Below are 25,879 nucleotides of genomic sequence, written 5' to 3' on the forward strand. Positions count from 1 at the left end.
CATAGTGGAGACGATCTTCCCGCACCATCCCCGACAGGAGCCCCCTGGTGATCCTCGGCCTCGTCACCGCCGTCGCGGCGTCCGCCTGCTACGGCACCGGGTCGGTGCTGCAGGCCCTCGGCGCCCGCCGCTCGGCCCGGCAGGAGGCGGCGGCGGCCGGCGCCGTCACCGGGCACGGCGGGCCGAGCCTGTCCTCGACCGCGAAGGCCGCCGTCACCTGGGAGTTCATCCTCGGCACGGTGCTGGACTTCGTCGGCTTCGGCCTGGGCGCGCTGGCCGCCCGGCTGCTGCCGCTGTTCCTGTCGCAGACCGTCATCAGCGCCAACCTGGTGATCACCGCGGTGCTCTCGGTCCGGCTGCTGGGCCTGCGGCTGCGCCGGGCGGAGTGGCTGTCGATCGGCGTCCTGTGCGGCGCGCTGGTGCTGCTCGCGGTGGCCGCCGGGCCGGAGGGCGGGCACGAGGCGGCCCGGGCCTTCCACTGGGCGCTGCTGATCGGCTCCGCGGTGCTGATCGCGGGCGGCTCGCTGGTCGTGCGCCGGCTCGGATCCGGCGGGGCGGTCGTCGCGGGCCTGCTCTCCGGCCTGGGCTTCGGCGCGCTGGGCATCGGCGTGCGCGTCCTGGACGGCGTGCAGCCCTTCGCGCTCGGCGCGCTGCTCGCCGACCCGGCCCTGTACGCCGTCCTGGTGGGCGGCCTGGGCGGGATGTACCTGCACACCGTCGCCCTGCAAGTCGGCTCGGTGAACGGCGCGACCGCCGCCCTGGTGGTCGGCGAGACGGTGGTCCCCGGCGCGGTGGGCGTGCTCTGGCTCGGCGACTCCTCGCGGGCCGGGCTGGGCTGGCTGGCCGTCCTCGGCTTCCTCCTCGCCGTGGTCAGCGCCGTCGGCGTGGCCTGCTTCGGCGAGGAGGGCGGCGCCCTGCAGGCGGCCGCGGAGGAGGAGAAGGCCCCCGCCGGGAGGGCGGACTGAGCCGGGCGGTCCGTCCGAGCCGGGGCCGCGGCCCGGCGGTCAGCGGCGGGGCGGGCGCTGGCAGGCGGGGCAGGAGTAGCTGGAGCGGTTCATCCAGGCGTCCCGGCGCATCGCCGTGCCGCAGCGGCGGCAGGGCCGGCCCTCGCGGCCGTAGGCGTCGAGGTCCCGGGAGAAGTAGCCGCTCTCGCCGTTGACGTTGACGTACATCGAGTCGAAGCTCGTCCCGCCGACGGCCAGCGCGGACGTCATCACGTCCCGGGCGTGGCCGAGCAGTTCCAGGGCGGCGGGGCGGGTCAGCGTGCCGGTGGGGCGGTCGTAGTGCAGGCGGCTGCGCCACAGCGCCTCGTCGGCGTAGATGTTGCCGACGCCGCTGACCAGGGTCTGGTCGAGCAGGGCGCGCTTGACGGTGGTGCGCTTGGCCCGCAGGGCGGCGGCGAAGGCGGCGTCGTCGAAGCGCGGGTCGAGCGGGTCGCGGGCGATGTGGGCGAGCGAGACGGGGGTGGCCTCGGGGTCGCCGGCCTCGGCCTCCTCGACGGCCAGGCCGCCGAAGGTGCGCTGGTCGACGAAGCGCAGCTCGGTGCCGCCGTCGGCGAACCTGAGCCGGGCCCGCAGGTGCACGGATTCGGCCATCTCCGGTTCCTGGATCAGGAGTTGGCCGCTCATGCCGAGGTGCCCGACCATCGAGAGGCCGTCGCCGAGCGGCACCCACAGGTACTTGCCGCGGCGCTGCGGCTCGCCGAGGGTGCGGCCGCGCAGCAGGGCGGTGAACTCGTCGGCGCCGCCCGCCTGCCGGCGCACGGCGCGCGGGTGCAGCACCTGGACGTCGGCGACGGTGCGCCCGGCGGCCCAGCGGGCCAGTCCGCGGCGGACCACCTCGACCTCGGGCAGCTCGGGCACGTCGGACCGCCGGTCAGACGGTCGCGGCGGCGGCGCCGTCGGGCCGGTCGGCTTCGCGCTCGGCCTTGATCGCCCGCCAGGCGGACTCGGCGGCCTTCTGCTCGGCTTCCTTCTTCGAGCGACCGCTGCCGGAGCCGTAGTCCTGGCCGGCCACCCGGGCGGCGGCGGTGAAGGTCTTCTCGTGGTCCGGGCCGGACTCGGTGACCACGTACTCGGGGACGCCGATGCCGACGGCGGCGGTGAGCTCCTGGAGGCTGGTCTTCCAGTCGAGCCCGGCGCCGAGCTGCGCGGACTCCGCGATCAGCGGGTCGAACAGGCGGTGGACGAACTCGGTCGCCGCGTCCAGGCCCTGGTCCAGGTAGGTGGCGCCGATCACGGCCTCGACGGTGTCCGCGAGGATCGACGACTTGTCGCGGCCGCCGGTCCCCTCCTCGCCCTTGCCGAGCCGGATGAAGGCCCCGAGGTCCAGGCCGCGGCCGACCTCGGCGAGCGCGCGGGAGTTGACCACCGCAGCGCGGAGTTTGGCGAGCGTCCCCTCGGCGACCTCCGGGTGGAGGCGGTAGAGGGTGTCGGTCACCACCAGGCCCAGCACCGAGTCGCCGAGGAACTCCAGGCGCTCGTTGGTGGGCAGCCCACCGTTCTCGTACGCGTACGAGCGGTGGGTCAGGGCGCGCACCAGAAGGGCGCGCTCGAGCGTGTACCCGAGGCGCCCTTCCAGGACGTCGTATTCGGTCGAGGCCGGCCCACCGCCCTTGCCCCCGTTGGTCCCGGGGTTCGGCTTGCGGGAGGAACTGCCAGTGTCCGACATCGATCCGTGCACCCCGCCGATCAGACCGAGAGGACCTGGCGACGGTTGTACGTGCCGCAGCTCGGGCACGCGATGTGCGCGAGCTTCGGCTCGTGGCAGCGGTCGCACGCGACGAGCGCGGGCACGACGGCCTTCCAGTTGGAACGGCGGTGACGCGTGTTGCTGCGCGACATCTTCCGCTTCGGAACAGCCACGGTAAATCTCCTGGTTCTACGGCGAGGCCCTCACGGGCAGCGCTGTGTCTTATTCCTCGTCACCCTCGTCGCCGGGGGCGGCGGAGAGTCCCTGCAGGGCCGCCCACCTGGGGTCGGCGGCGTCGTGGTGGTGCGACGGGTCGTCGCTCAGGCGGGCCCCGCACTCGGAGCACAGACCCAGGCAGTCGTCCTGGCACACCGGCTGCAGCGGCAGTGCGAGCACCACCGCGTCACGCAGCACCGGCTGGAGGTCGAACAGGTCGCCCTCCAGGCGGTAAGTCTCGTCCTCGGACTCCTCGTCGAAGTCGTCCCCCGCGATCGCGCGGTGACGCTCCTCGGACTCCGGGTAGTAGTACAGCTCCTGGAAGTCGACCTCCAGGTCGTCCTCCAGCGGCTCCAGGCAGCGGGAGCACTCGCCGGTGACGTGGGTCTCGGCGGTGCCGGTGACCAGCACGCCCTCGACCACCGACTCCAGGCGGAGCTCCAGCTTGATCTCGCTCTTCTCGGGAACGCCGATCACGTCCGCGACGCCGAGCTCCGCCGGGGCCTCCAGGGTGCGGGAGACCTTGCGCAGCGATCCCGGGCGACGGCCGAGCTCGTGCGTGTCGAACACGAGGGGGTCGCGGTGGTCGAGGCGGTTCAAGGTTTCCTGACTTCCTGGCGGCGGCACGCATCCCTGCGTGGCGCGGATCTTCGGTTCCTACGGCGCGCGGCCCGGATGCGGGCGCACGGCGAACCCGGCGCGAACAGGCCGGAGTGGTCAGACTACCGGAGAGTCCGCGCCGAACCCAACTCGCCCCTCAGCGGCCGCCGAGCTCCCGCAGCCTGGTCATGTCGATCATGCTGGTGTCGAAGAAGCTGGTCTCGTCCAGCCCACCCTGCTGCTGCGGCGGCTGCGCGGGCTGCTGGGGGTGCTGCGCGGGCTGCTGGGGCTGCTGGGGCTGCTGCTGGTAGCCGTACGGGTCGGCGGGCAGCGGGTTGCCCCACTGGTCGAAGCCCTGCGGCTGCTGGTACTGCGGCTGCTGCTGGTAGTAGGGGTCCACCGGCTGCTGCCCGTAGGGCTGGCCGTACGGGTCGGTCTGCGGGGCCGCCGCCGGGTCGTAGCCGCCGTAGACCTCGGCGTACTGCGGGGCCTGCGGCTGGGCGAGGGGGTCCCCCCAGCCGGAGGCCGGGGAAGGGTCCTCGCCGGGCTGCTGCCAGCCGGCCGCGGCCGGGGTCTGCTCGGGCCAGGACTGCTGCTGCGGGACGTCCGCGTACCAGCTCTGCTGCTCGCCCTCGTCGGAGAAGCCGGCCGCCACCGCCTCGGCGCGGTCCTTGAGCTGCTGGGCCTCGTCGGCGGCGGCCAGGTAGGCGCCCAGCTCGTCGATCGGGGCCTTGCCGAGCAGCTTGTCGCGGCCCTTGCCGACCGCCTCCAGGGTGGCGGAGAGCACCGCCTCCAGGGTGGCCAGCTTCACGTCGACGTACTCGTCGGCCTCCGGGCTGGGGCTGGTCCGCGGCCGGAACTCCTCGCCGTCCTCGGCGCCCTCCGCCTCCGGCTCGTACACGCCGGACTCGCCGCGCAGCTTGTGCCGGCCGCGGCCGACCGCGCCGAGCGTCTTGGTGAGCACCACCTCGAAGTTGGCCAGCTTGGAGTCGACGTAGTCGTCGGCCTCGGCGAGCTTGGCCTGCACCTCGGCGCGCGCCTCGGCCAGCACCCGGTCCGCCTCGGCCTGCGCCTGCCGGACCACCTCGGTGTCGGAGATCAGCGAGCCGCGCTCGTCGTGCGCGCCCCGGATGATCCGGTCGGCCTGGGCGTGGGCGTCGGCCACCATCTGCTGGTGGTCCGCCACCACCGACTGCGCCTGGGCGAGTTCCGCGGGCATCGCCTCGCGCAGGTCGCGGAGCAGTCCGGTCAGCTCGGCACGGTTGACCACGCAGGACGACGACATCGGCATCGCCTTCGCCTTCTCGACCACGGCGATGATCTCGTCGAGTTTCTGCTGCACGTCCACGGGCGTCTTCAGTCTTTCCGTGTGCCGCCGAAGTGCGGCGGAGGCAGTGCTCCGGAGGCCGCTGGCTGCGGCCCCGGGGCCGGGGGTATCAAGACTGTACGGCCACCGGCCCCGCCGCTCACAACGCCGGTTCAGTCCCGGCGTTCGGCGATCCGCTCGACCAGCCGCCGGTGCACCGCGGCGGGCAGCAGGTGCGAGACGTCGCCGCCCAGCGAGGCCACTTCCTTGACCAGGCTGGAGGAGAGGAAGCTGTACGTCGGCGAGGTCGGCACGAACAGGGTCTCGACGCCGGTCAGCCCGTGGTTCATCTGGGCCATCTGCAGCTCGTAGTCGAAGTCGCCGGCCGCCCGCAGGCCCTTGATGATCGCCGGGATGCCGCGCTCGCGGCAGAAGTCCACCAGCAGGCCGCTGTGCGACTCCACCTCGATGTTGCCCAGGTGCGCGGTGGTCTCCGCGATCAGGGCGATCCGCTCGTCGGTGGTGAACATGCCCTGCTTGTTGCGGTTGATCAGCACCGCCACGTGCACCACGTCGTACAGCTTCGAGGCCCGCTCGATGATGTCGAGGTGTCCGTTGGTGATGGGGTCGAAGGACCCCGGACAGACGGCGCGGCGCATGCGTGTGCTCCCTTGTGGGGCGTGGTGTCCTGGCTACGAGTCTCGATCAGCCCCGGCAGCGGCGCGACCGTACCAGAGCGTGCCCTCGCCGTACTTGCGCGAGCGCAGCCCCTCGAAGCCGTCCGGCCAGCCGAACTCGCCGCCCCGGGTGCTGCGTTCCACGGTGACGAGAACGTGCTCGGACAGCCAGCCCCCCGAGCGGAGTGTGACCAGCGTCTCCCGCAGGACGGCGTCCTCCACCGCGTACGGCGGGTCCAGGAACACCAGGTCGTAGGGCTCGGCCGGCGGCGGCCCGGCGACCACCTTCTCGGCCTTCTCCGCCCGCACCTCGGCGCCGGGCAGGCCCAGCGTCCGGACGTTCTCCCGCACCGTCCGCACGGCGCCCGCGTCCGCCTCCACCAGCAGCGCGTGCGCCGCGCCGCGCGAGAGCGCCTCCAGCCCGACCGCGCCGCTGCCCGCGAACAGGTCCAGCATCCGGGCGCCGGCGATCGGCCCGAACAGCGCCTCGACGGTGGAGAACATCGCCTCCCGCGCCTTGTCGGACGTCGGGCGGGTGTTCCGGCCGGGCGGCACGGCGAGACGGCGGCCTCCGGCACGGCCGGCGATCACGCGAGGCATGGCGTTGGGTCCTTTGCGGGTGGGAGGGGCTGCGCGCCCGACCCTAGCCGACGGATCGGCCCCGGGCCGGGCGCGCCCGCTCACTTCCCCGCGCCGGTCACTCGTGGACGGCGGCGCCCAGCAGCGTCGGCGACGCGTAGCGCGACCAGGACAGGCAGCCGTCGGGCGGGCAGTACTCGGGGCGGCGCGGGTCGTGCCCGAGCTCGCGCAGCTTGGTGCGGACGGAGTCGGGCGTGCGGCCGTAGCGGGCGGCGATCCGGGCGATGGTGTCGCCGTCGTGGAAGCGGCGGACCAGCTCCTCCTCGTGCTGCGGCACCCAGGGGGCGCCGTGGCCGGGGTAGAGCTCGCGCAGCACGTCCCGGTCGGGGATGGGCTCGGAGACGTCGGCGACGATGGCCAGCGCGCGCAGGGCGCGGTTGAGCGCGATGCGCAGGGAGGCGACGTCCTCCACCGGGAGGCGGAGCTTGCCGCTGGCGACCGGGTGGGCGGAGTCGCCCTCGCGCCAGCCGGTCAGGGTGAGGGTGACTTCGCGGTCGTCCTCGCTGGCGACCTCGATCCGGAAGACCTTGTCGCCGAGCGGGAGCTCGTTGAGGTGACGGAATGCCATGCAATGACCCCCAGTTCTCGTGCCGGGGACGCGCCGTGGAGTGCGCCCCGAACAACTCCATTCTCTCTCGGGGCACTGACATCCGAGGGGTGCGAACAAGCCGTCCGCGGAGGGGCGGGCGGGCCGTCTCAGCCCTTCTCCAGGTACTCCGCGCGGTCCTCGTCGAGCAGGCTCTCCAGCGCGGTGCGCAGCTCGGGGTGGGCGGCGAGCGCGGGGTCGGCGGCGACCAGCCGGGTGGCCTCGGCCCGGGCGGTGGCGATGACGTCCTCGTCCTCCAGCACCGAGAGCACCTTGAGCGAGGACTTCACGCCGGACTGGGCCTGGCCGAGCACGTCGCCCTCGCGGCGCTGTTCGAGGTCGATCCGGGAGAGCGCGAAGCCGTCCAGGGTGCCGGCCACCGCGTCGAGGCGGGCCCGGGCGGCGCTGGCCGCGGGCATGTCGCTGACCAGCAGGCAGAGCCCGGCGGCGGAGCCGCGGCCGACCCGGCCGCGGAGCTGGTGCAGCTGGGAGACGCCGAACCGGTCGGCGTCCATGATCACCATGACGGTGGAGTTCGGCACGTTGACGCCGACCTCGATGACGGTGGTGGCGACCAGCACGTCCACCTCGCCGGCCGCGAAGCGGCGCATCACGTCGTCCTTGGCGTCGGGGGCGAGCCGGCCGTGCAGCACCTCGATCCGCAGCCCGGCCAGCGGGCCCTCCGCCAGCTTCCCGGCGGTCTCCACCACCGCCAGCGGGGGCCGCCGCTCCTCGGCGTCCGCGCCCCCGGCCGGGTCGTCGACCTCCTCGGGCTCGGCCGCCCGGCGCTTCCTCCTCCCCTTCTCCGGCTCCTCCTCGTCGCCGATCCGCGGGCAGACCACGTACGCCTGGTGGCCCTTGCCGACCTCCTCGCGGACCCGCTCCCAGGCCCGGGCGAGGAAGTTGGGCTTCTCCAGCGCGGGCACCACGTGGGTGGAGATCGGCGAGCGGCCGGAGGGCAACTGGTCCAGGACGGAGGTCTCCAGGTCTCCGAAGACCGTCATCGCGACGGTGCGCGGGATCGGCGTGGCGGTCATCACCAGCAGGTGCGGGGGCTGCTCGCCCTTGGCCCGCAGCGCGTCGCGCTGCTCGACGCCGAAGCGGTGCTGCTCGTCGACCACCACCAGGCCGAGGTCGGCGAACCGCACCCGGTCCTCGATCAGGGCGTGCGTGCCGATCGCGATGCCGGCCTTGCCGGAGGCCATGTCGAGCAGCGCGCCGCGGCGGGCGGCGGCGCCCATCGAGCCGGTCAGCAGGGCGACCCGGGTGCCGATCTCGGAGCCGCCGATCATCCCGGCCTCGGCGAGGTCGCCCATCATCTCGACGATCGAGCGGTGGTGCTGCTGGGCGAGCACCTCGGTCGGGGCGAGCAGCACGGCCTGGCCGCCCGCGTCGACCACGGCGAGCATGGCGCGCAGCGCGACCAGGGTCTTGCCGGAGCCGACCTCGCCCTGGAGCAGCCGGTGCATGGGGTGGTCGGTGGCCAGGTCGGCGAAGATCTCGGCGCAGACCTTGCGCTGGCCGTCGGTGAGGGTGAACGGGAGCCGCCGGTCGAAGGCGTCCAGCACCCGGTCGGGGACGGGGCGGCGCGGGACGGCGGGCAGCGCGGAGTCGGCGGCCCGGCGCCGGGCGAGGGCGACCTGGAGGACGAACGCCTCGTCCCAGCGCAGCCGGTTCTGGGCGCGTTCCCGGTCGGCCTGGCCCTGCGGGCGGTGGATCAGCTCCAGCGCCTCGGGCAGCGGGATCAGGCCGTGCTCGGCGCGCAGCTCGGCGGGCAGCGGTTCGCCGACGTCGGCCAGGTGCTTGGTGAGGGCCAGCTCGACGCAGAGGGCGAGCTTCCAGCTGGGCAGCTGGGCGCTGGCCGGGTAGACCGGGATGAGCCGCCCGGCGAACTGCCGCGCCGCCGAGGAGCCCTCCTCCTCGTCGATCAACTGGTAGTCAGGCGAGGCGAGTTGGCGGCTGCGGTTGAACAGGCCGACCTTGCCCGCGAACAGGCCCTGCCGGCCCGGGCGGAGGTCCTTCTGCCGCCAGCCCTGGTTGAAGAACACCAGCGAGAGCTTCGAGCGGCCGTCGGTGACCACCACCTCCAGCCGGTCGCCCTTGCGGCCGCGGAACGGGATCAGGGTGACCTTCTCGATCCGGGCCAGCACCGTGACGTGCTCGTCCACCTCCAGCTCGTCCAGGCTGGTGAGCTGGCCGCGCTCGACGTACCGGCGCGGGTAGTGGTGCAGCAGGTCGCCGACCGTGCGCAGCTTGAGACTGTCGGCCAGCACCTTCGCGGTGCGGTCGCCGACCAGTTCCTTCAGTGGTTCATCGAGAGCGCCCATCGCCCCCATTTCACACCACGGGACCGACGCTCCGGGCTCACTCCACCCCGATGAGCAGCGGGGCGGCCTCCTGACCGCCCCGGTAGGCGACGGTGTCGACCTCGGGGCGGGTGCGCCGGGCGTGCGCGATCAGCCGGTCGGCGAGGTCGGCGGGGGCCTCCTCGCCGAGCACCAGGGTGACCAGTTCGCCGCCGGGCGCGATCATCCGGTCGAGCACGGCCAGCGCGGTCTCGGTGAGGTCGGCGCCGATCACCACGACGTCGCCGTCGATCAGGCCGAGCACGTCCCCGGCCTGGCAGACGCCCGCCATGGTCCACGACTCGCCCTCGGCGACGGCCAGTTCGGCGTACCGGGTGGCGCCGGCCGCGGAGGTCATCGCCACCACGTCCTCGTCGAACCGCCGCCCGGCGTCGTGCACGGCCAGCGCCGCCAGGCCCTGCACCGGGGAGCGGGTGGGCAGCACGGCGATCCGCACGCCCTCCTCGCGCAGCTGGTCGGCGGCGGCGCCGGCGGCGGCCCGCAGCTCCGGGTCGTTGAGCAGCACCACCACCTCGCGGGCCGCGCAGCGGTGCACGGCGGTGACCAGTTCGGCGCTGGCGGGCGGGCGGTCCGGGTCGGCCGGCAGCACCACCGAGCCGGCCTGCTCGCACAGCTGCGCCAGCCCGCTGCCGGTCACCACGCTCAGCACCGCCCGCCCGTGCGAGACGGTCTCCTCCCGCTCCCCCGAGCGGGCCGCGGCCTCGGCGAAGTGCGTGATCCTGATCCGGTGGGGCCGCCCGGCCTCGACGCCCGCCTCGACGGCCGCGCCCGCGTCGTCCACGTGGACGTGCACGTTCCACAGGCCGTCCCCGCCGCCGACCACCAGCGAGTCGCCGAGCCGCCCCAGGCGTTCGCGCAGCAGCGGCAGCCGCCCGTCCTCGGCCTCCAGCAGGTAGATCACCTCGAACGCCGGGTGGCCCGGGCCGGGTGCCCGCTCGTGCCGCCCGCAGCCCGCCGCCACCGGCGCGGACCCCGGCGCGGCGCCCGGCTCGGTGTCCCGGCGCATCGCGACCGGCCCCATCGGCTGCTGCCCGGAGACGGCGTCCACCAGCGCGCCGAGCACCGCGACCAGGCCCCGGCCGCCCGCGTCCACCACGCCCGCCTCGGCCAGCGCGGACAGCTGGTCGGGGGTGAGCAGCAGCGCCTGCCGGGCCGCCCGGTACGCCTCCCGGGCCTGCCCGGTCAGCCCGTCCGCGGTGCCCGCGGCCCGCGCGGCGGCGGCGGCGACCGTCAGCAGGGTGCCCTCCACCGGCTCGGCGACCGCCTGGTACGCCGAGCGGGCCCCGTGGTCGAGCGCGGCGGCCAGCGGGCCGCCGGCCGAGAGCACCTCGGCCAGGCCGCGCAGCCACTGCGCCAGGATCACGCCCGAGTTGCCGCGCGCCCCGATCAGCGCGCCCCGCGCGGCGGCGGCCGCCGCGGCGGACAGCTCCGGCTCCTCGGCGGCGGCGAACAGCTCGTCCAGCGCCTCGGCGGCGGACTCCACCGTCAGGTAGAGGTTCGTCCCGGTGTCCCCGTCCGGAACCGGGTACACGTTCAGCGCGTCGATCTCCTCGCGGGCCTGCCCGAGGGCGGCCAGCGCGAGCCGGCACCAGGTGCGGACGGCCGGGGCGTCGAGGGTGTCCAGCACCAGGTCTCCTCCGGATGAACGCCACGGGAACACGACAGGACGCGGTGGCGAGGGGCGATGCTGGCAGGTTATCGGCCCCCGCGCCGCCGGCCCCCGCGGCACCGCCCGCAGCGGGCTCGTGCCCAGCTCGGGGGAACGATCACCTCCACGATCGTGGTAGTTTCGTTGAGCGGGAGTCACCGTTGTATGCTCTCCCGGTTGCCTGGAGCATCCCGGGCTAGTTCAAGTACCTGATCTGAAGTCTTGGAGTGACTCCTGTGGCTGCCAACTGTGACGTCTGCGGCAAGGGCCCGGGCTTCGGCAACAGCATCTCCCACTCGCACCGCCGCACCCCCCGTCGTTGGAACCCCAACATCCAGACGGTGCGCGCTGTGATCGGGCGGACGCCGAAGCGGCTCAACGTCTGCACCTCGTGCATCAAGGCCGGTAAGGTCTCGCGCTGACGCGCAGACCGGTACGCCGGTCACCCTTTCCCGAAGCCGACCGCACCCCTCCGGGGGCCGTGGTCGGCTTCTGGCTTTCCCGGCCCCGGCGGCCGGGTCGGGCGCCCGCCCCGGCCGCCGCCGCTCACCCCCGCTGCTGCCAGAAGTGGTCCACCGGCCCGATGCCGGCGCCCAGGGGGAAGCCGTGCGCGATGGCGCCGGTGACGTAGGCCTTGGCGCGGGCGACGGCGAGCGGGACGGGGTCGCCCTGGGCGAGCCGGGCGGCGACGGCGCTGGCGAGGGTGCAGCCGGTGCCGTGGGTGTGGCGGTTGTCGTGGCGGGGGGCGCGGTACCAGTGGGTCTCGCCGTCGGGGCCGAGCAGCAGGTCCGCGGCCTCGCCGGCCAGGTGGCCGCCCTTGACCAGCGCCCAGTCGGGGCCGAGGTCGCGCAGCGCCTTCGCGGCGTCCAGCATGTCCGCCTCGCCGGTGACGGTGCGCCCGGTGAGCTGGGTCACCTCGTGCAGGTTGGGGGTGGCGAGGGTGGCGACCGGCAGCAGCCGCTCGCGGAGGGTGGCGACGGCCCCGGCGGCGAGCAGCGCGTCGCCGTGCTTGGAGACGCCGACCGGGTCGACCACGACGGGGGCGGGGGCGTCGGCGAGCAGGTCGGCGACGGTCTCGACCAGTTCGACCGAGGCGAGCATGCCGGTCTTGACGGCCTGGACGCCGATGTCGTCGACGACGCTGCGGTACTGGGCCCGGACGGCTTCGGCGGGCAGCTCCCAGTAGCCCTGGACGCCGAGCGAGTTCTGCGCGGTGACGGCGGTGATGACGCTCATGCCGTGCACGCCGAGGGCGAGCATGGCCTTGAGGTCGGCCTGGATGCCCGCCCCGCCGCCGCTGTCGGAGCCGGCGACGGTGAGGACTCGGGGCGGGGCGGCGGCGAAGGTGCTCATGCGCCCCAACCTACCGACCCGCCGGGGGCGGTCAGAGCACGGCCTCGGATTCGGTCCAGCGGTCCTCGGGGACGGTCTTGAGCTGGACGACCGCGTCGGCGATCGGGGTGAGGTGGATCTCGGTGCCGCGCAGCGCGGTGAAGTGCCCGAAGGCGCCCTTGTGGACGGCTTCGACGGCGTGCCAGCCGAAGCGGGTGGCGAGCACCCGGTCCAGCGCGGTGGGGGTGCCGCCGCGCTGGGTGTGTCCGAGGATGACCGGGCGGGCCTCCTTGCCGAGCAGGTTCTCCAGCTCGACGGCGAGCCTGGTGCCGATGCCCCCGAAGGTCTGGTGGCCGAACTGGTCGACCTGCCCGTGCTCGAAGCGCAGCGTACCGGGCAGCGGCTGGGCGCCCTCGGCGACGGCGATGATGGCGAACTTCTTGCCGCGCCGGAAGCGCTCCTCGATCATCCGGGCGACGGCCTCGATGTCGAAGGGCTTCTCGGGGATGAGGATGCCGTGGGCGCCGCCGGCCATGCCCGCGGTGAGGGTGATCCAGCCGGTGTGGCGGCCCATGAGTTCGACGACCATGACCCGCTGGTGCGACTCGGCGGTGGTCTTGAGCCGGTCGATGGCCTCGGTGGCGACGTGCACGGCGGTGTCGAAGCCGAAGGTGACGTCGGTGGCGTCGATGTCGTTGTCGATGGTCTTGGGGACGGCGACCACCGGCAGCCCGGCGTCGCTGAACAGCTTGGCGGCGGTCAGGGTGCCCTCGCCGCCGATCGCGATCAGCGCGTCGATGCCGAGGGCGGCGGCGAGCTCGCGGGAGTTCTCGACGGCCCAGCGGATCTTCTCGCGCTGCACCCGGGCGGACCCGAGGATGGTGCCGCCCAGGGTGAGCAGGCCGGTGACGTCCTCGTGCGAGATCGGCCGGGCCCGGCCCTCGATCAGGCCGAGGAAGCCGTCCTCGATGCCGAGGATCTCGTCGCCGTGCACGTCGGTGCCGCGGTGCACGATCGAGCGGATGACCGCGTTCAGGCCGGGGCAGTCGCCGCCGCTGGTGAGAACGCCGATTCGCATGGTGGCTGTGCTCCTGCTCCGGGGGGCGCGCCCCCGCGTCCGTAGGTGGACCGGACCGTCGACGCTGCCGGTCCGCCCGACAGGCGCAACACTACGCGCTCGGGGCCGTACCGCCGGGTAGCCACCAGGGGCGGGCCGCCGGCCGGCCGCGGCCCGCCCGCCGCCCGCTCGGCCCGCTCGCTGCTACGGCTCGGCTGCTACGGCTCGGCTGTCACCGCCCGACTGTCAGCCCGGCTGTCACTGCTCGGCGAAGTGGTCCCAGCCCGCGGTGCGGTCCCAGGGCGCGCCGTCGACGGTGACGGTGCCGCCGCGGCCGGGCCGGGCGCTCCGGACGACCTCCCCGATGACCCGCCAACGGGCGGGCAGCGGCGTGGACTTGGGGAAGGTGGCGACGATCGCGTGGTCCTCGCCGCCGGAGAGCACCCACACCAGCGGGTCGACGCCGACGGCCTGCCCGATGTCGGCCATCTGCGCGGGGACGTCGAAGTCGGCGGCCCGCAGGTCGATGTCGACCTCGCTGGCCCGGGCGACGTGGCCGAGGTCGGCGACCAGGCCGTCGGAGACGTCGACCATCGCGGTGGCGCCGAGGTCGCCGGCGGCGGGGCCCGCGTGGTACGGCGGTTCGGGGCGGCGGTGCGCCTCGACGAAGGCGCGCGGGGAGCGGAAGCCGCGCTGCAGCACGGTCAGCCCGGCGGCGGACCAGCCGAGCCAGCCGGTGACCGCGACCACGTCGCCGACCTGGGCGCCGGAGCGCACCACCGGGCGCCGGCCCTGGAGGTCGCCGAGCGCCGTGATGGCCAGGGTGATGGTGTCGCCGCGCACCACGTCGCCGCCGACCACGGTGGCGCCGGCCACCTGGCACTCGTCGCGCAGGCCGTCCATCAGTTCGGTGGCCCAGGTGGTGGGCAGGTCGGCGGGGGCGACCAGGCCGAGCAGCAGCGCGGTCGGGACGGCGCCCATCGCGGCGATGTCGGCGAGGTTCTGCGCGGCGCACTTGCGGCCGACGTCGTACGCGGTGGACCAGTCGCGGCGGAAGTGGCGGCCCTCGATCAGCACGTCGGTGGTGGCCACCACCCGCCCGTCGGGCGCCTTGACCACGGCCGCGTCGTCGCCGGGCCCGAGCTCCACCGCCGGGGTCATCGGCAGCCGTGCGATCAGCTCCCGGATGAGCCCGAACTCGCCGAGTTCGCCCACGGTCCCCTGCATCAGCCCGTCCTCCCGCGTTCCCCGTTGTCCGATTGTCTGCAGAACCCCCGTGTACCGGGCGGTCCCGCCACCGCACGGAGCCGTGCCCGGCGGTCGCCCCGCGCCCGCAGCGTACGCCTTCCGGGCCCTCCGGGGTCTCCCCCGTCCGCGCCGTCGCGCGGTAGCGTGGTGATGATCGGACTGCCGGTCAGCAGGTCCCCACCCAGCCGCCTGGAGGTCCCCCGTGGTGCAGGCGTACATCCTGATCCAGACCGAGGTGGGCAAGGCCACCTCGGTGGCCGAGTCGATCGCCGGGATCGACGGAGTGGTCACCGCCGAGGACGTGACCGGCCCGTACGACGTGATCGTCCGGGCCGAGGCGGAGTCGATCGACGAGCTGGGCCGCCTGGTGGTGGCCAACGTGCAGCGGGTGGAGGGCATCACCCGGACGTTGACCTGTCCGGTGGTGCGGCTGTAAGCCCGCTTACCATCGTGCGGTGGCCTCCCGTGATCTGCTGAACCGCCTGCCCGCCCCGGTGCGCTGGCTGGCGCTGCCCGCCGCGCTGCTCGGCTGCACGGCCTGGCTGGCGGTGTCGTGGAGCGGCGACCCGGACGTCGCGCCCCCCGGGCAGGACGCCGGGACCGCCCGGTACTGCGCGGCGCTGGACGCGGCGCTGCCCGCCGAGGTGCTCGGCCACCGGCGCGCGGACCCGTCCCCGGCCTCGCCGTACACCGCGGCCTGGGCCTCGTCCCCGCGCACCGTGCTGACCTGCGGCGCCGACCGGCCGGACCTGCTGAACGACACCGAGCGCAAGGGCCCGTGCGTCGACGAGGTCGGCTGGGGGCTGGCCGAGGACGGCGCGGGCGGCTACCGCTTCGCCACCGGGCTGCGCGAGGCGTACGTGGTGGTGGAGGTCCCGGCGGGCGCGTACGGCAACTACGCGGACCCGCTGGGCTCGTTCTCCTCCGCCATCCGGGCGACCGTCCCGCGCATCGACGGGAAGGCCGACTCGGACTGCCTGGACGACGCCTCCTGAGCCGTCCCCCGCGCTAGCGCAGGCCGGTGGAGCGGCGCAGCGCGGCGGACAGCAGGCGGTCGATCAGCTCGGCGTAGGGCACGCCGGTGGCCTCCCACATCTTGGGGTAGGCCGAGATGGGGGTGAAGCCGGGCATCGTGTTGACCTCGTTGACCATCCAGCGGCCGTCGGCCAGCAGGAAGAAGTCGACCCGGGCCAGGCCCTCGCAGCCCAGGCCCTCGAACACCTCGACGGCCTGCCGGCGGATCCCGGCCCGCTCGGCGTCGGTGAGGTCCGCCGGGATGCGCACCTCGGAGGAGTCGATGTACTTGGCCTCGAAGTCGTAGAACTCGAAGTCGCCGTCGACCAGCACCTCGGCGGGCACCGAGGCGCGCGGGCCGTCCTCGAACTCCAGCACGCCGCACTCGATCTCGCGGCCCTCGACGCCCTTCTCCACGATCACCTTCGGGTCGTGGCGGCGGGCCTCCTCGACCGCGGCGTCCAGGCCGGCCAGGTCCTTGACCTTGGTGATGCCGATCGAGGAGCCGGCCCGGCAGGGCTTGACGAACAGCGGCAGGCCGAGCCCGGCGATCCGCTCGCGGGCCGCGGCCCGGCCGGCCTCGGACTCCCACTCGCGCGGCTTGACCACGGTGTACTCGCCCGCGTACAGGCCGAGCGACTCGATGATCCGCTTGGTGAACTCCTTGTCCATGCCGACCGCGGAGGCCAGCACGCCGGAGCCCACGTACGGGACGCCGGAGAGCTCCAGCAGGCCCTGCAGGGTGCCGTCCTCGCCCCACGGGCCGTGCAGCAGCGGGAGCACCACGTCGACCTCGCCGAGGACCTTCGGCGCGGCGCCGGGCTCGCTCCACACCACCTCCCGGCTGCCGGGGGAGGCGGGCAGCGCCACCTGGCCCTCGGTGGACTCGGCGACCTGGTCGACGTCCGGCATCCGGCCGTCGGTGATGGCCATCCGGGCCGGTTCGTCGCCGACCAGGGCCCAGCGGCCCTCGTGGGTGATGCCGATCGGCAGCACCTCGTACTTGCCGCGGTCGATCGAGCGCAGCACGCTGGCGGCGGTGACCACGGACACGCCGTGTTCGGAGCTGCGGCCGCCGAAGACGATCGCGACACGCGGCTTGGCCGCCTGGTTCGGGGTGGTCTGTTCGATGCTCATATCGGCGTTGAGACTACCGTCCGATTCCGGTCACCGGCGCTCAGGCTTGGCCGAACGGGCCATCAGTCCCTCCAGCACCTCCTGGGTCGGCCGGCCCTTGTGGACCACGTCCACCACGGCCTCGACGATCGGCATGTCGACCCCGTTGCGCCGGGCCAGGTCGAGCACCGACTCGCAGGACTTCACGCCCTCGGCGGTCTGGCTGGTGGCCGCGACCGTCTCGGCCAGCGTCATGCCGCGACCCAGGTTGGTGCCGAAGGTGTTGTTCCGGGACAGCGGCGAGGAGCAGGTCGCCACCAGGTCGCCCATCCCGGCCAGGCCCGCGAAGGTGTGCGGATCGGCGCCGAGCACCAGGCCCAACCGGGTGGTCTCGGCCAGGCCGCGGGTGATCAGGGTGGCCTTGGTGTTGTCGCCCAGGCCCATGCCGTTGGCCATGCCGACCGCCAGGCCGATCACGTTCTTCACCGCGCCGCCCAGCTCGCAGCCCACCACGTCGGTGTTGGTGTACGGGCGGAAGTACGGGGTGTGGCAGGCCTTCTGGAAGCGCTTGGCGACCTCCTCGTCGGCGCAGGCCACCACCGTCGCGGCGGGCTGCCGGTTGGCGATCTCGCCGGCCAGGTTCGGGCCGGAGACCACCACGACCCGCTCCGGGCCGACCCCGGCGACCTCGGCGATCACCTCGCTCATCCGCTTCACGGTGCCCAGCTCGACGCCCTTCATCAGGCTGACCAGCGCGGTCTGCGGCTCGATCAGCGGCGCCCAGAGCGCGAGGTTGTCGCGCAGCGTCTGGGACGGCACCGAGAGCACCGCGAAGTCCGCGCCGGCCAGCGCCGCGGCGGCGTCCGTGGTGGCCCGGATGCCCGCGGGCAGGGTCAGCTCCGGCAGGTAGTCCCGGTTGACGTGGTCCCGGTCGATCGCGTCGACCAGCTCCTGGCGGCGGCCCCACAGGGTCACCTCGCAGCCGGCGTCGGCCAGGATCATCGCGAAGACGGTGCCCCAGGAGCCCGTCCCCATCACCGCGCAGCGGGTCACCGGCCGCCCTCCTCGGCGGCGCGCTCGCGCTTGGCCTGGGCGGCCGCGGCCCGGTCCTTGGCGGCCCGGCGCATGTCGTAGCGCTCCTTCGGGGCCTGCTCGCCGCGGACGTCCTCCAGCACGGCGGTGATCGCGGCCATGATGTCGTCGGTGGCCTCCCGGAGCACCTGGGCGGTCAGCTCCTGACCCTGGTACCTGCTCAGGTCGACCGCCGGGCCCGCCGCGACCACCACCCGGTGCCGCGGGAACAGCCGGTACTTGCCCTTGCCCTTGCCGTACGGCGGGATGATCTCGTGCGCGCCCCAGTGCGCCACCGGGATCACCGGCGCGCCCGTCATCAGCGCGACCCGGGCCGCGCCGCTCTTGCCGGTCATCGGCCACAGCTCCGGGTCCCGGGTGAGGGTGCCCTCCGGGTAGAACTGGACGCACTGGCCGGCGTCGACCGCGTCGATCGCGGCCCGGAACGCCTCAGCGGCGTCGGTGGACTCCCGGAACACCGGGATCTGGCCGGTCTTGCGCAGCATGAAGCCGATGAACGGCACCGAGAACAGCGAGGACTTGGCGAGGATCCGCGGCGGCCGGCCCGAGTTGTACTGCCAGTGCGCGTAGAACACCGGGTCGATCACCGAATTGTGGTTCACCGCGGCGATGAACCCGGACTCCCGGGGCAGGTGCTCCCAGCCCCGCCAGTCCGCCTTCGCCAGGGCGTTGGTCACCGGCTTCACGAGCACCGCCGCGAAGCGGTACCAGATCCCGTAGTCCGCGTTCCCGAACCTGGCGTTAGAGCGGCGGGCCACCCCAGCTCCTCCTCGTTCGTGCGGCGCCCCGTACTTGCGCCGCGCTCTCTCCTCGCCGGGGCCGGCCAGCGGCTCCGAGGCGCCGACCAGTCTCACCCGCGGGTCGAGTCCGTGTCGAGCAGCCACCGCCGCCACCAGCCGACCGGGCCCCGCCCGCCGCCCCGGGACCGCCCGGAACCGCTGGCCAGGGCTCCCCGGCCGACGCCACAATGGCGCCGATGACACAGGACACCGTACGCCCCGCCGCCGGACCGGCCGCCCCGGGGCGGCCGCACGCCGACCGGGCCGCGCTGCGGCTCGGCTGGTCCGTGGTCGTCCCGGTCAAGGCGCTCGCCGGGGCGAAGAGCCGGCTGGCCGCGCTCGGCCCGCTGCGGCCCCGGCTCGCCCTCGCCTTCGCCCGCGACACCGTCGCCGCCGCGCTCGCCTGCCCCGCGGTCGGCCGCGTCCTGGTGGTCACCCGGGACCCGCGCGCCGCCGGGGCGCTGCGCGCGCTGGGGGCGGACGTGCTGGACGACGAACCGGAGCCGGGCGGCCTCAACCCTGCGCTCGCGCACGGCACCGCGACCGCCCGGCGGCGCTTCCCCCGCTCCCCCGTCGCCACCCTCTCCGCGGACCTGCCGGCGCTGCGGCCCGCCGAACTCGCCCGGGTCCTCGCCGCGGTGCCCGGGCACGGCCGGGCCTTCCTCGCCGACGCCCCCGGCACCGGCACCGTCCTGCTCGCCGGGGCCGACGGCGCACCGCTGCGCCCGGCGTTCGGCCCCGGCTCCCGGGACGCCCACCTGGCCGGCGGCGCCACCGAGCTCCTGCTCCCCGACGCCCCCTCCGTCCGCCGCGACGTCGACACCCCCGCGGACCTGGCCGACGCCCGCCGGCTGGGCCTCGGCCCGGCCACCGCGGCCCTGCTCCGAAGCCCTATGCTGACTCCCATGCAGGCCACCGCGTTCACCTTCGACCCCGCGACCCGGGCCGGGTCGGTCCTGCTCGACGACGGCACGCCCGTCCCCTTCGACGCCCCCGCCTTCGACGCCGGCGGCCTCCGGCTGCTGCGCCCCGGCCAGCGCGTCCGCATCCGCACCACCGGCGAGGGCGCCGCCCGGCGGGTGGTCTTCCTCACCCTCCAGACCTTCCCGGACCCCGCGGACGGCTGACCGGCCGTCACCCGCCCGCCGCGGGCCGGGCGGTCAGGCGCTGCGCCGGCGCGGCGCGCCCGGGGCGGGCCGGACGGCCGGGCCGTCCAGCCGCAGCGCGGCGACCTCCGGCGAGTCGAGCAACTTGAGCGGGGCGGGCGCCAGTTGGAGCGGCCCGCGGGCCGCCGGGACGACGCTGATCAGCCTGGTCCGGCCGAGGAGCGCGAAGCTGAGCTGCAACCGGCCGTCCCGGCGCAGGAACGCCTCGGTGCGCTCGACCGCGCCCGGACCGAAGAAGTAGCGGTACGCCTCGAACTGCGTCCAGCCGAGCGGGAGGGCGTGCAGGGTCTGCCAGAGCGAGGAGAGCGCGGGCGCCAGCGAGAAGAAGGAGGTCGGTTCGGTGATCTCCTCGATGCCGACGGTGTAGCCGGGCGGCGCGTTCTTCACGGCGGCTCCTGGGGCGGGTCGAATGGCGGGTCGAGTTCGGCCCAGACGGTGTGGACGCCGGCCCGGTAGCGGTGCCCGTAGCGGTCCGCACCGGCGAGGACGTCGAGGACCGTGAGGTGGTCCCGCGGGTCCGGGTCGCCCTGGAGCTCGGCTTCCACCCGGTAACCGCCGTCGGGCAGCTGGATGATCCTGGCTTCGGCCCCGGTGGCCGCGGCGAGCCCGGATGCAAGGTCGAACACCCTCGTGCTTCGCACGCCACGCCTCTCCCCGAGGTCGACTGGTCACTCATAGTGAATCTAAGGCATTAGATTCCACCTGATGCATTAGGTTGTCAAGCTGAATCACCCGTCCTGCCGCACGTCGGCGGGAATCGCCCTCCGCCGGGAGACGCCAGATGCCCTCACAGGACCCGCCGTACCTCCGCATCGCGGACCACCTGCGCCGCCGGGTGACGGCCGGGGAGTGGGCGGTCGGCGAGCGGCTGCCGTCCCGGGCCCGGCTGGCCCAGAGCTACGGCGTCGGGCCGAACGTGCTCCAGCGGGCCCAGGAGGTGCTCATCGGGGAGGGGCTGCTGGAGGGCCGGACCGGGTCCGGCACCTACGTCCGGGAGCCGGTGGAGCGGCTGGCGATGATGCGGTCGCGGACGGCGGGGGCGTTCCCGGCCTCGCTGGTGCCGGACGGCGGCTGGGAGTCGGAGTCGGCGGCCCGCACGCCCGCCCCGGACGGGGTGGCGCGGCGGCTGCGGATCGAGCCGGGCACGCTGACGGTGCACACCAGGTACGAGTTCCTGCTGGACGGCCGGACCGCCCAACTGGCCGACTCCTGGGAGCCGATGGACCTCACCGGGGACACCCCGGTGCTGCTGCCCGAGTACGGTCCGCTGCACGGCCGCGGCGTGGTGGCCCGGATGGCGTCGCTCGGGGTGCGGGTGGCGCGCGCGGTGGAGCGGCTGCGCCCGGCCCGGGCGACCGCGGAGCAGGCGGGCCTGCTGGGGATCACCGCCGGCGACCTGGTGACGCTGGTCGAGCGGACGTACCTGGACGACTCCGGGCGGCCGGTGGAGACCGCGGATCTGGTCATTCCGGATTCCCGCTGGGCGATCTGCTACGAGTTGCCGGTGGAAGTGCCGGAGTAATTCCCGGCCGCGCGCTTTTCCCCGTTCGGCGGGGCGGCCTGACACCGCGTCGCGCCGACGGCCGCTCAGCCCGGCCCGGCCGGCGGGCGAATGCGGAGATCGGCGCGCGCGGGGATCGACGCGCGCGGCGGACCCGGCGCGGCGCGGCGGACGCGATGCGGCGCGGCGCGGCGGACGCGATGCGGCGCGGCGCGGCGGACGCGGAAAAGGCCGCGCCGGTCCGGGCCCGGGGAGGGAACCGGGCCGGAGCCGTCGCGGCCGGTGCCCCGGCGCCGAACGGGCCGGTGCCGGGTGCGGGGCGACTACTTGGCGGTGGACTTGCGCGCGGTGGTCTTCCGCGTGGTGGTCTTCTTCGCCGGAGCGGTCTTCTTGGCGGTGGCGGTGGCCTTCTTGGCCGCCGCCGCGGTGGTGGTCTTCTTGGCCGCGGTGGTGGCCTTCTTGGTCGCCGCGGCGCTGGTCTTCTTGGCCACGGCGGTCTTGGCGGTGGTGGCCTTCTTGACCGCGGTCTTCGCCGGGGCCGCCTTCTTGGCCGTCGCCGTGGTGGCCGTCTTCTTGGCGGCGGTCTTCTTGGTCGCGGCGGTGCCGGCCGCGGCGGCGCGCTTGGTGGCGGCGCGCTTGGCGGCCGGGCTGGCGGCCACGCCGGACTTGCCCGGGGTGAGCGAGCCCTTGGGGGCCTTCTTGACCGACGGGCCGTCCTTCGGCAGCTTCTTGCTGCCGGAGACGAGGTCCTTGAAGCCCTGGCCGGGGCGGAACCGCGGCACCGCGGTCTTCTTGACCTTGACCCGCTCGCCGGTCTGCGGGTTGCGGGCGAAGCGCGCCGAGCGCTCCACCTTCTCGAAGGTGCCGAAACCGGTGACCGAGACGCGGTCACCCGCCACGACGGCACGCACCATGGTGTCGAGCACTGCGTCGACGGCCTCTGCGGCAGCCTTGCGACCGCCCAGCTGCTCGGCCACCGCTTCGACAAGCTGAGCCTTGTTCACGTCTTCCCCTTCGGAAACGGGCGCCGGATGATTCCATCCGTTCTTTTCGCACGTTAGGTATGTATCTGCTGACTTTCAATTACCAAACGCGTGAATCACCCTAGTGTCGCAATGGATTTGCGCTTGGAGGTGCTCACCGGGGAGGCATCCGCCCCTCGTCGAGGTCCTGCACAAAGCGACTCAACCGCCGTGCCGCCCCCGGGAGATCGCGCTTCGCGGTCTCGGTGACGATCAGCAGTTGTCGGGTGAGAGCGGTCTTTGCGTCCGTCGACACGTTCAGCGCGTGAACGCGGGCGTGGGCTTGCTTCAACCGCTCGGCCACCAGTGCGTAGAGCAGGGTGACTTCCGAGTCGGCAGCACCGCCCTGTCCGTCCCCGGACGCCGGTTCGCCGTCCTGGTACGGGGGTTCGGGACTGTGGTGCATGCAACGATTGTGCCATCTGTGCGGAGTTGCGCTACACCAGGGTCTATTCCCGGCTGACGAACTCCCCTGCGAACAACGAAGACCCGCCCCGGAGGGGGGCGGGTCTTGTTGTCGGAGCGTCAGAAAGCGGTGACTCAGGCGACCGGCTGGGTGCGCGGCTTGAAGGAGGGCCGCTCGGCCTCGAACGCGGCGATGTCGGGCTCATTCTGCAGGGTGATGCTGATGTCGTCCAGGCCGTTCAGCAGCCGCCAGCGGACGTTGTCGTCCAGGTCGAACGGGGCGGTGACGCCCTCGGCCCGGACCTCGCGGGCCTCCAGGTCGACGGTGATCTCGGCGGTCGGGTCGGCCTCGGTCAGCGCCCAGAGCCGCTCCACGGTCTCCTGCGGCAGGACCACCGTGAGCAGGCCGTTCTTCAGCGAGTTGCCGCGGAAGATGTCGGCGAAGCGGGAGGAGATGACGGCCTGGAAGCCGTAGTTCTGGAGCGCCCAGACGGCGTGCTCGCGGGACGAGCCGGTGCCGAACTCGGGGCCGGTGACCAGGACGGTGGCGCCCCGGCGCTCGGGCAGGTTCAGGACGAAGGACTCGTCCTTGCGCCAGGCCTCGAACAGGCCGTCCTCGAAGCCCGAGCGGGTGACCTTCTTCAGCCAGTGCGCCGGGATGATCTGGTCGGTGTCCACGTTGGAGCGGCGCAGCGGGACGGCCCGGCCGGTGTGGGTGGTGAACTTCTCCATGGCTCAGACCTCCACGGCCACGTTGTCGGACAGGTCCGCGGGTGCGGCCAGACGGCCCACCAGCGCGGTGGCCGCGGCCACCTGGGGGGAGACCAGGTGGGTGCGCCCGCCCTTGCCCTGGCGGCCCTCGAAGTTGCGGTTCGAGGTGGAGGCGCAGCGCTCGCCCGGGGCCAGCTGGTCCGGGTTCATGCCCAGGCACATCGAGCAGCCGGCGTGCCGCCACTCGGCGCCCGCGGCGGTGAAGACCTTGTCCAGGCCCTCCTCGACGGCCTGCAGGGCGACCCGGACGGAGCCCGGGACGACCAGCATCCGGACGCCCTCGGCGATCCGGCGGCCCTCCACGATGGCGGCGGCGGCCCGCAGGTCCTCGATCCGGCCGTTGGTGCAGGAGCCGACGAAGACCGCGTCGACCTTGACCTCGCGCAGCGGGGTGCCGGCCTCCAGGCCCATGTACTTCAGGGCGTTCTCGGCGGCGATCCGCTCCTGCGGGTCCGCGAAGTCGGCCGGGTTCGGCACGTCGGCGCCCAGCGGCGCGCCCTGGCCCGGGTTGGTGCCCCAGGTGACGAACGGGGTCAGCTCGGTGGCGTCGACGAACACCTCGGCGTCGAAGACCGCGTCCTCGTCGGTGGCCAGGGTCTCCCAGTAGGCGACCGCGGCGTCCCAGTCCTCGCCCTGCGGGGCGTGCGGGCGGCCCTGGAGGTAGTCGAAGGTGGTGCGGTCCGGGGCGATCATGCCGGCCCGGGCGCCCGCCTCGATGGACATGTTGCAGACCGTCATCCGGGCCTCCATGGAGAGGCTGCGGATCGCCGAGCCGCGGTACTCCAGGACGTAGCCCTGGCCGCCGCCGGTGCCGATCTTGGCGATCACGGCCAGGATCAGGTCCTTGGCGGTGACGCCCTCGGGCAGCTCGCCCTCGACGGTGATCGCCATGGTCTTGAACGGGGCCAGCGGCAGGGTCTGGGTCGCCAGCACGTGCTCGACCTGGCTGGTGCCGATGCCGAAGGCCAGCGCGCCGAAGGCGCCGTGGGTGGAGGTGTGCGAGTCGCCGCAGACCACGGTCATGCCGGGCTGGGTCAGGCCCAGCTGCGGGCCGACCACGTGCACCACGCCCTGCTCGACGTCGCCCAGCGAGTGGATGCGCACGCCGAACTCCGCGGCGTTCCGGCGCAGCGTCTCCAGCTGGACCCGGGAGACCGGGTCGGCGATCGGCTTGTCGATGTCGAGGGTCGGGGTGTTGTGGTCCTCGGTGGCGATCGTCAGATCGGTCCGGCGCACCGGGCGGCCGGCCAGCCGGAGGCCGTCGAACGCCTGCGGGCTGGTCACCTCGTGCAGCAGGTGCAGGTCGATGTAGAGCAGGTCGGGCTCGCCCTCGGCGCGCCGGACGACGTGGTCGTCCCAGACCTTCTCTGCGAGTGTCCGTCCCATCGGATTCCCTCCAGCCGGCCGCTCTGCCGGCCTTCTCGTGATCGTCGAGGTCTTGTCCCGTGCCGCCCTGTGAGGCTCGCTTGGAGTCGCGACCTGCACGCCGGACCGTCCAGAATGCGGACACCGTGGTGGGGTGCCGCCCTGGGTGTCTCCCGGGCTGCTGACTCCAAGAGTGGCGCTTTTCCCGGGAGATTGAACTTGCGTCTCGCTGATTGAGACTGCAGTATCGAGACATGGACAACACTAGCGGCGTCGGCGTTCTCGACAAGGCCGCTCTGGTGCTCAGCGCACTGGAGTCGGGCCCCGCCACGTTGGCGGGGCTGGTCGCCGCCACCGGTCTGGCACGGCCCACGGCCCACCGGCTCGCCGTCGCACTCGAACACCACCGCCTGGTCACCCGCGACATGCAGGGCCGCTTCATCCTCGGCCCCCGGCTCGCCGAGCTGTCCGCCGCCGCCGGCGAGGACCGGCTGCTGGCCGCCGCCGGCCCGGTGCTCACCCACCTGCGGGACGTGACCGGCGAGAGCGCCCAGCTCTACCGCCGCCAGGGCGAGATGCGGATCTGCGTGGCCGCCGCCGAGCGGCTGTCCGGTCTGCGCGACACCGTGCCGGTGGGCTCGACGCTGCCGATGAAGGCCGGCTCCGCCGCGCAGGTCCTGCTCGCCTGGGAGGAGCCGGAGCGCCTGCACCGCGGCCTCCAGGGCGCCCGCTTCACCGCCACCGCGCTCAGCGGCGTGCGCCGCCGGGGCTGGGCCCAGTCCATCGGCGAGCGCGAGCCCGGCGTCGCCTCGGTCTCCGCCCCCGTCCGCGGCCCGTCCAACCGGGTCGTCGCCTCGGTCTCCGTCTCCGGCCCGATCGAGCGCCTCACCCGCCACCCCGGCCGTCTGCACGCCCAGGCCATCATCGAGGCCGCCAACCGCCTCACCGAGGCACTCCGCCGCACCTGATCCGGCTCGGCCCCCGCCCTCCCGCCTCCCCCGGCCGGGAGGGCGGTCGCGCGTCCGGACCGGGCGGGCGCAGGGACGGGGAGGGACGGGGTCGGAACCACGGCAGGAGCGGAAACGCAGAAAAGCCCCGGTTTCCCGGAGCTTGCGCGGTGGAGCTTTTCTTGGCTGGGGTACCAGGACTCGAACCTAGACTAAATGAACCAGAATCACTCGTGCTGCCAATTACACCATACCCCATGAGTACCCCCGACCGGATTCGAACCGGCGCTACCGCCTTGAGAGGGCGGCGTGCTAGGCCACTACACAACGGGGGC

28 protein-coding genes, 2 tRNA genes and 1 pseudogene are annotated in these 25,879 nt (G+C 74.0%); 7 read left to right on the forward strand and 24 right to left on the reverse strand.

The features are described from left to right. Positions 1-47 precede the first annotated feature (47 nt). Positions 48-965: a hypothetical protein gene (locus K353_RS27740; protein ID WP_111556250.1), complete on the forward strand. Its 918-nt coding sequence runs from the start codon at positions 48-50 to the stop codon at positions 963-965. A 39-nt stretch (positions 966-1,004) separates the two neighbouring features. Here the strand turns inward: K353_RS27740 and mutM are convergent, their stop codons facing one another. The 10 genes from mutM to K353_RS27790 form a co-directional block, all read right to left on the reverse strand. Then, positions 1,005-1,862: a bifunctional DNA-formamidopyrimidine glycosylase/DNA-(apurinic or apyrimidinic site) lyase gene (gene mutM, locus K353_RS27745; protein ID WP_111556251.1), complete on the reverse strand. Its 858-nt coding sequence runs from the start codon at positions 1,860-1,862 to the stop codon at positions 1,005-1,007. Between the two features lie 13 nt (positions 1,863-1,875). Beyond that, complete coding sequence (gene rnc, locus K353_RS27750) at positions 1,876-2,670, reverse strand: ribonuclease III (RefSeq protein ID WP_111556252.1); 795 nt, start codon at positions 2,668-2,670, stop codon at positions 1,876-1,878. A gap of 20 nt (positions 2,671-2,690) precedes the next feature. Continuing rightward, positions 2,691-2,864: a 50S ribosomal protein L32 gene (rpmF, locus tag K353_RS27755; RefSeq protein WP_035866499.1), complete on the reverse strand. Its 174-nt coding sequence runs from the start codon at positions 2,862-2,864 to the stop codon at positions 2,691-2,693. 49 nt (positions 2,865-2,913) lie between these two features. Further along, positions 2,914-3,507 carry a DUF177 domain-containing protein gene (locus K353_RS27760; protein WP_111556253.1) on the reverse strand — a complete coding sequence of 198 codons (594 nt, stop codon included), beginning with the start codon at positions 3,505-3,507 and terminating at the stop codon, positions 2,914-2,916. Positions 3,508-3,664: 157 nt separating this feature from the next. Further along, positions 3,665-4,855, reverse strand: coding sequence for an ATP synthase F0 subunit B (locus K353_RS27765; protein ID WP_111556254.1), 1,191 nt, complete (start codon positions 4,853-4,855; stop codon positions 3,665-3,667). Between the two features lie 131 nt (positions 4,856-4,986). After that, on the reverse strand, positions 4,987-5,472 hold the full coding sequence (gene coaD, locus K353_RS27770; protein WP_111556255.1) for a pantetheine-phosphate adenylyltransferase: 486 nt from the start codon (positions 5,470-5,472) through the stop codon (positions 4,987-4,989). 33 nt (positions 5,473-5,505) lie between these two features. After that, complete coding sequence (gene rsmD, locus K353_RS27775; RefSeq protein WP_111556256.1) at positions 5,506-6,090, reverse strand: 16S rRNA (guanine(966)-N(2))-methyltransferase RsmD; 585 nt, start codon at positions 6,088-6,090, stop codon at positions 5,506-5,508. 97 nt (positions 6,091-6,187) lie between these two features. After that, a complete protein-coding gene (locus K353_RS27780; protein ID WP_111556257.1) occupies positions 6,188-6,697 on the reverse strand; it encodes a hypothetical protein in 510 nt (169 codons plus the stop codon). 128 nt (positions 6,698-6,825) lie between these two features. Next, entirely contained in the window at positions 6,826-9,042 is a 2,217-nt protein-coding gene (gene recG / locus K353_RS27785; protein WP_111556258.1) for an ATP-dependent DNA helicase RecG, read from the reverse strand. 37 nt (positions 9,043-9,079) lie between these two features. Beyond that, complete coding sequence (locus K353_RS27790; RefSeq protein WP_199528265.1) at positions 9,080-10,708, reverse strand: DAK2 domain-containing protein; 1,629 nt, start codon at positions 10,706-10,708, stop codon at positions 9,080-9,082. Positions 10,709-10,965: 257 nt separating this feature from the next. Between K353_RS27790 and rpmB the strand changes: the two genes are divergently transcribed. After that, complete coding sequence (gene rpmB / locus K353_RS27795; protein ID WP_014138233.1) at positions 10,966-11,151, forward strand: 50S ribosomal protein L28; 186 nt, start codon at positions 10,966-10,968, stop codon at positions 11,149-11,151. A 124-nt stretch (positions 11,152-11,275) separates the two neighbouring features. Here the strand turns inward: rpmB and thiD are convergent, their stop codons facing one another. The 3 genes from thiD to K353_RS27810 all read right to left on the reverse strand — a co-directional run bounded on the left by thiD (position 11,276) and on the right by K353_RS27810 (position 14,345). Next, complete coding sequence (thiD, locus tag K353_RS27800; protein ID WP_111556260.1) at positions 11,276-12,082, reverse strand: bifunctional hydroxymethylpyrimidine kinase/phosphomethylpyrimidine kinase; 807 nt, start codon at positions 12,080-12,082, stop codon at positions 11,276-11,278. Positions 12,083-12,113: 31 nt separating this feature from the next. Continuing rightward, on the reverse strand, positions 12,114-13,139 hold the full coding sequence (locus tag K353_RS27805) for a 6-phosphofructokinase (RefSeq protein WP_111556261.1): 1,026 nt from the start codon (positions 13,137-13,139) through the stop codon (positions 12,114-12,116). A gap of 237 nt (positions 13,140-13,376) precedes the next feature. Beyond that, positions 13,377-14,345, reverse strand: coding sequence for a thiamine-phosphate kinase (locus K353_RS27810; RefSeq protein WP_111556262.1), 969 nt, complete (start codon positions 14,343-14,345; stop codon positions 13,377-13,379). Positions 14,346-14,568: 223 nt separating this feature from the next. On the opposite strand from K353_RS27810, the gene K353_RS27815 reads away from it, so the two are divergent. Then, the gene (locus tag K353_RS27815; RefSeq protein WP_111556263.1) at positions 14,569-14,802 is read left to right on the forward strand and encodes an Lrp/AsnC family transcriptional regulator; all 234 of its coding nucleotides are present in this window, start codon (positions 14,569-14,571) and stop codon (positions 14,800-14,802) included. A gap of 19 nt (positions 14,803-14,821) precedes the next feature. Continuing rightward, positions 14,822-15,361 (forward strand): DUF3515 domain-containing protein, encoded by a 540-nt coding sequence (locus tag K353_RS27820; protein WP_111556264.1) that lies wholly within the window; start codon positions 14,822-14,824, stop codon positions 15,359-15,361. Positions 15,362-15,374: 13 nt separating this feature from the next. Here K353_RS27820 and K353_RS27825 read toward each other — a convergent pair whose 3' ends face one another. The 3 genes from K353_RS27825 to K353_RS27835 are packed head-to-tail and all read right to left on the reverse strand — an operon-like array spanning position 15,375 to position 18,346. Beyond that, positions 15,375-16,517, reverse strand: a complete 1,143-nt coding sequence (locus K353_RS27825; RefSeq protein ID WP_111556265.1) for a D-alanine--D-alanine ligase family protein — start codon at positions 16,515-16,517, stop codon at positions 15,375-15,377. A gap of 30 nt (positions 16,518-16,547) precedes the next feature. After that, the gene (locus K353_RS27830; RefSeq protein WP_199528268.1) at positions 16,548-17,531 is read right to left on the reverse strand and encodes an NAD(P)H-dependent glycerol-3-phosphate dehydrogenase; all 984 of its coding nucleotides are present in this window, start codon (positions 17,529-17,531) and stop codon (positions 16,548-16,550) included. Positions 17,532-17,545: 14 nt separating this feature from the next. After that, positions 17,546-18,346, reverse strand: a complete 801-nt coding sequence (locus K353_RS27835) for a 1-acyl-sn-glycerol-3-phosphate acyltransferase (RefSeq protein ID WP_111556266.1) — start codon at positions 18,344-18,346, stop codon at positions 17,546-17,548. Positions 18,347-18,564: 218 nt separating this feature from the next. On the opposite strand from K353_RS27835, the pseudogene cofC reads away from it, so the two are divergent. Then, positions 18,565-19,251 (forward strand): annotated as a pseudogene (cofC, locus tag K353_RS27840) (2-phospho-L-lactate guanylyltransferase); the annotation flags it as partial. Between the two features lie 276 nt (positions 19,252-19,527). Here the strand turns inward: cofC and K353_RS27845 are convergent. Next, positions 19,528-19,920 (reverse strand): hypothetical protein, encoded by a 393-nt coding sequence (locus K353_RS27845; protein WP_100836233.1) that lies wholly within the window; start codon positions 19,918-19,920, stop codon positions 19,528-19,530. Beyond that, on the reverse strand, positions 19,917-20,174 hold the full coding sequence (locus K353_RS27850; protein WP_146616583.1) for a hypothetical protein: 258 nt from the start codon (positions 20,172-20,174) through the stop codon (positions 19,917-19,919). The genes K353_RS27845 and K353_RS27850 overlap by 4 nt, the downstream gene beginning before the upstream one ends. Positions 20,175-20,314: 140 nt before the next feature. Between K353_RS27850 and K353_RS27855 the strand changes: the two genes are divergently transcribed. Further along, the gene (locus tag K353_RS27855) at positions 20,315-21,055 is read left to right on the forward strand and encodes a GntR family transcriptional regulator (RefSeq protein WP_111556269.1); all 741 of its coding nucleotides are present in this window, start codon (positions 20,315-20,317) and stop codon (positions 21,053-21,055) included. 302 nt (positions 21,056-21,357) lie between these two features. Here the strand turns inward: K353_RS27855 and K353_RS27860 are convergent, their stop codons facing one another. The 4 genes from K353_RS27860 to leuC form a co-directional block, all read right to left on the reverse strand. Continuing rightward, positions 21,358-22,038 carry an HU family DNA-binding protein gene (locus K353_RS27860; RefSeq protein WP_100836236.1) on the reverse strand — a complete coding sequence of 227 codons (681 nt, stop codon included), beginning with the start codon at positions 22,036-22,038 and terminating at the stop codon, positions 21,358-21,360. Positions 22,039-22,171: 133 nt separating this feature from the next. Continuing rightward, on the reverse strand, positions 22,172-22,462 hold the full coding sequence (locus K353_RS27865) for a hypothetical protein (protein WP_370447670.1): 291 nt from the start codon (positions 22,460-22,462) through the stop codon (positions 22,172-22,174). Between the two features lie 134 nt (positions 22,463-22,596). Continuing rightward, complete coding sequence (gene leuD, locus K353_RS27870) at positions 22,597-23,193, reverse strand: 3-isopropylmalate dehydratase small subunit (protein ID WP_111556270.1); 597 nt, start codon at positions 23,191-23,193, stop codon at positions 22,597-22,599. A gap of 3 nt (positions 23,194-23,196) precedes the next feature. Then, entirely contained in the window at positions 23,197-24,618 is a 1,422-nt protein-coding gene (gene leuC / locus K353_RS27875) for a 3-isopropylmalate dehydratase large subunit (protein ID WP_111556271.1), read from the reverse strand. Positions 24,619-24,851: 233 nt separating this feature from the next. Here leuC and K353_RS27880 point away from each other — a divergent pair, with 233 nt between their 5' ends. Next, a complete protein-coding gene (locus K353_RS27880) occupies positions 24,852-25,565 on the forward strand; it encodes an IclR family transcriptional regulator (RefSeq protein ID WP_100836239.1) in 714 nt (237 codons plus the stop codon). A gap of 162 nt (positions 25,566-25,727) precedes the next feature. Here K353_RS27880 and K353_RS27885 read toward each other — a convergent pair. Together K353_RS27885 and K353_RS27890 are read right to left on the reverse strand one after the other, a co-directional pair. Next, a tRNA-Gln gene (locus tag K353_RS27885) sits at positions 25,728-25,802 on the reverse strand. A gap of 4 nt (positions 25,803-25,806) precedes the next feature. Beyond that, positions 25,807-25,879: transfer RNA gene (locus tag K353_RS27890), tRNA-Glu, on the reverse strand.

Origin of the sequence: Kitasatospora sp. SolWspMP-SS2h (genome assembly GCF_003259315.1) — a bacterium.
Classification (GTDB): Bacteria; Actinomycetota; Actinomycetes; order Streptomycetales; family Streptomycetaceae; genus Kitasatospora; species Kitasatospora fiedleri.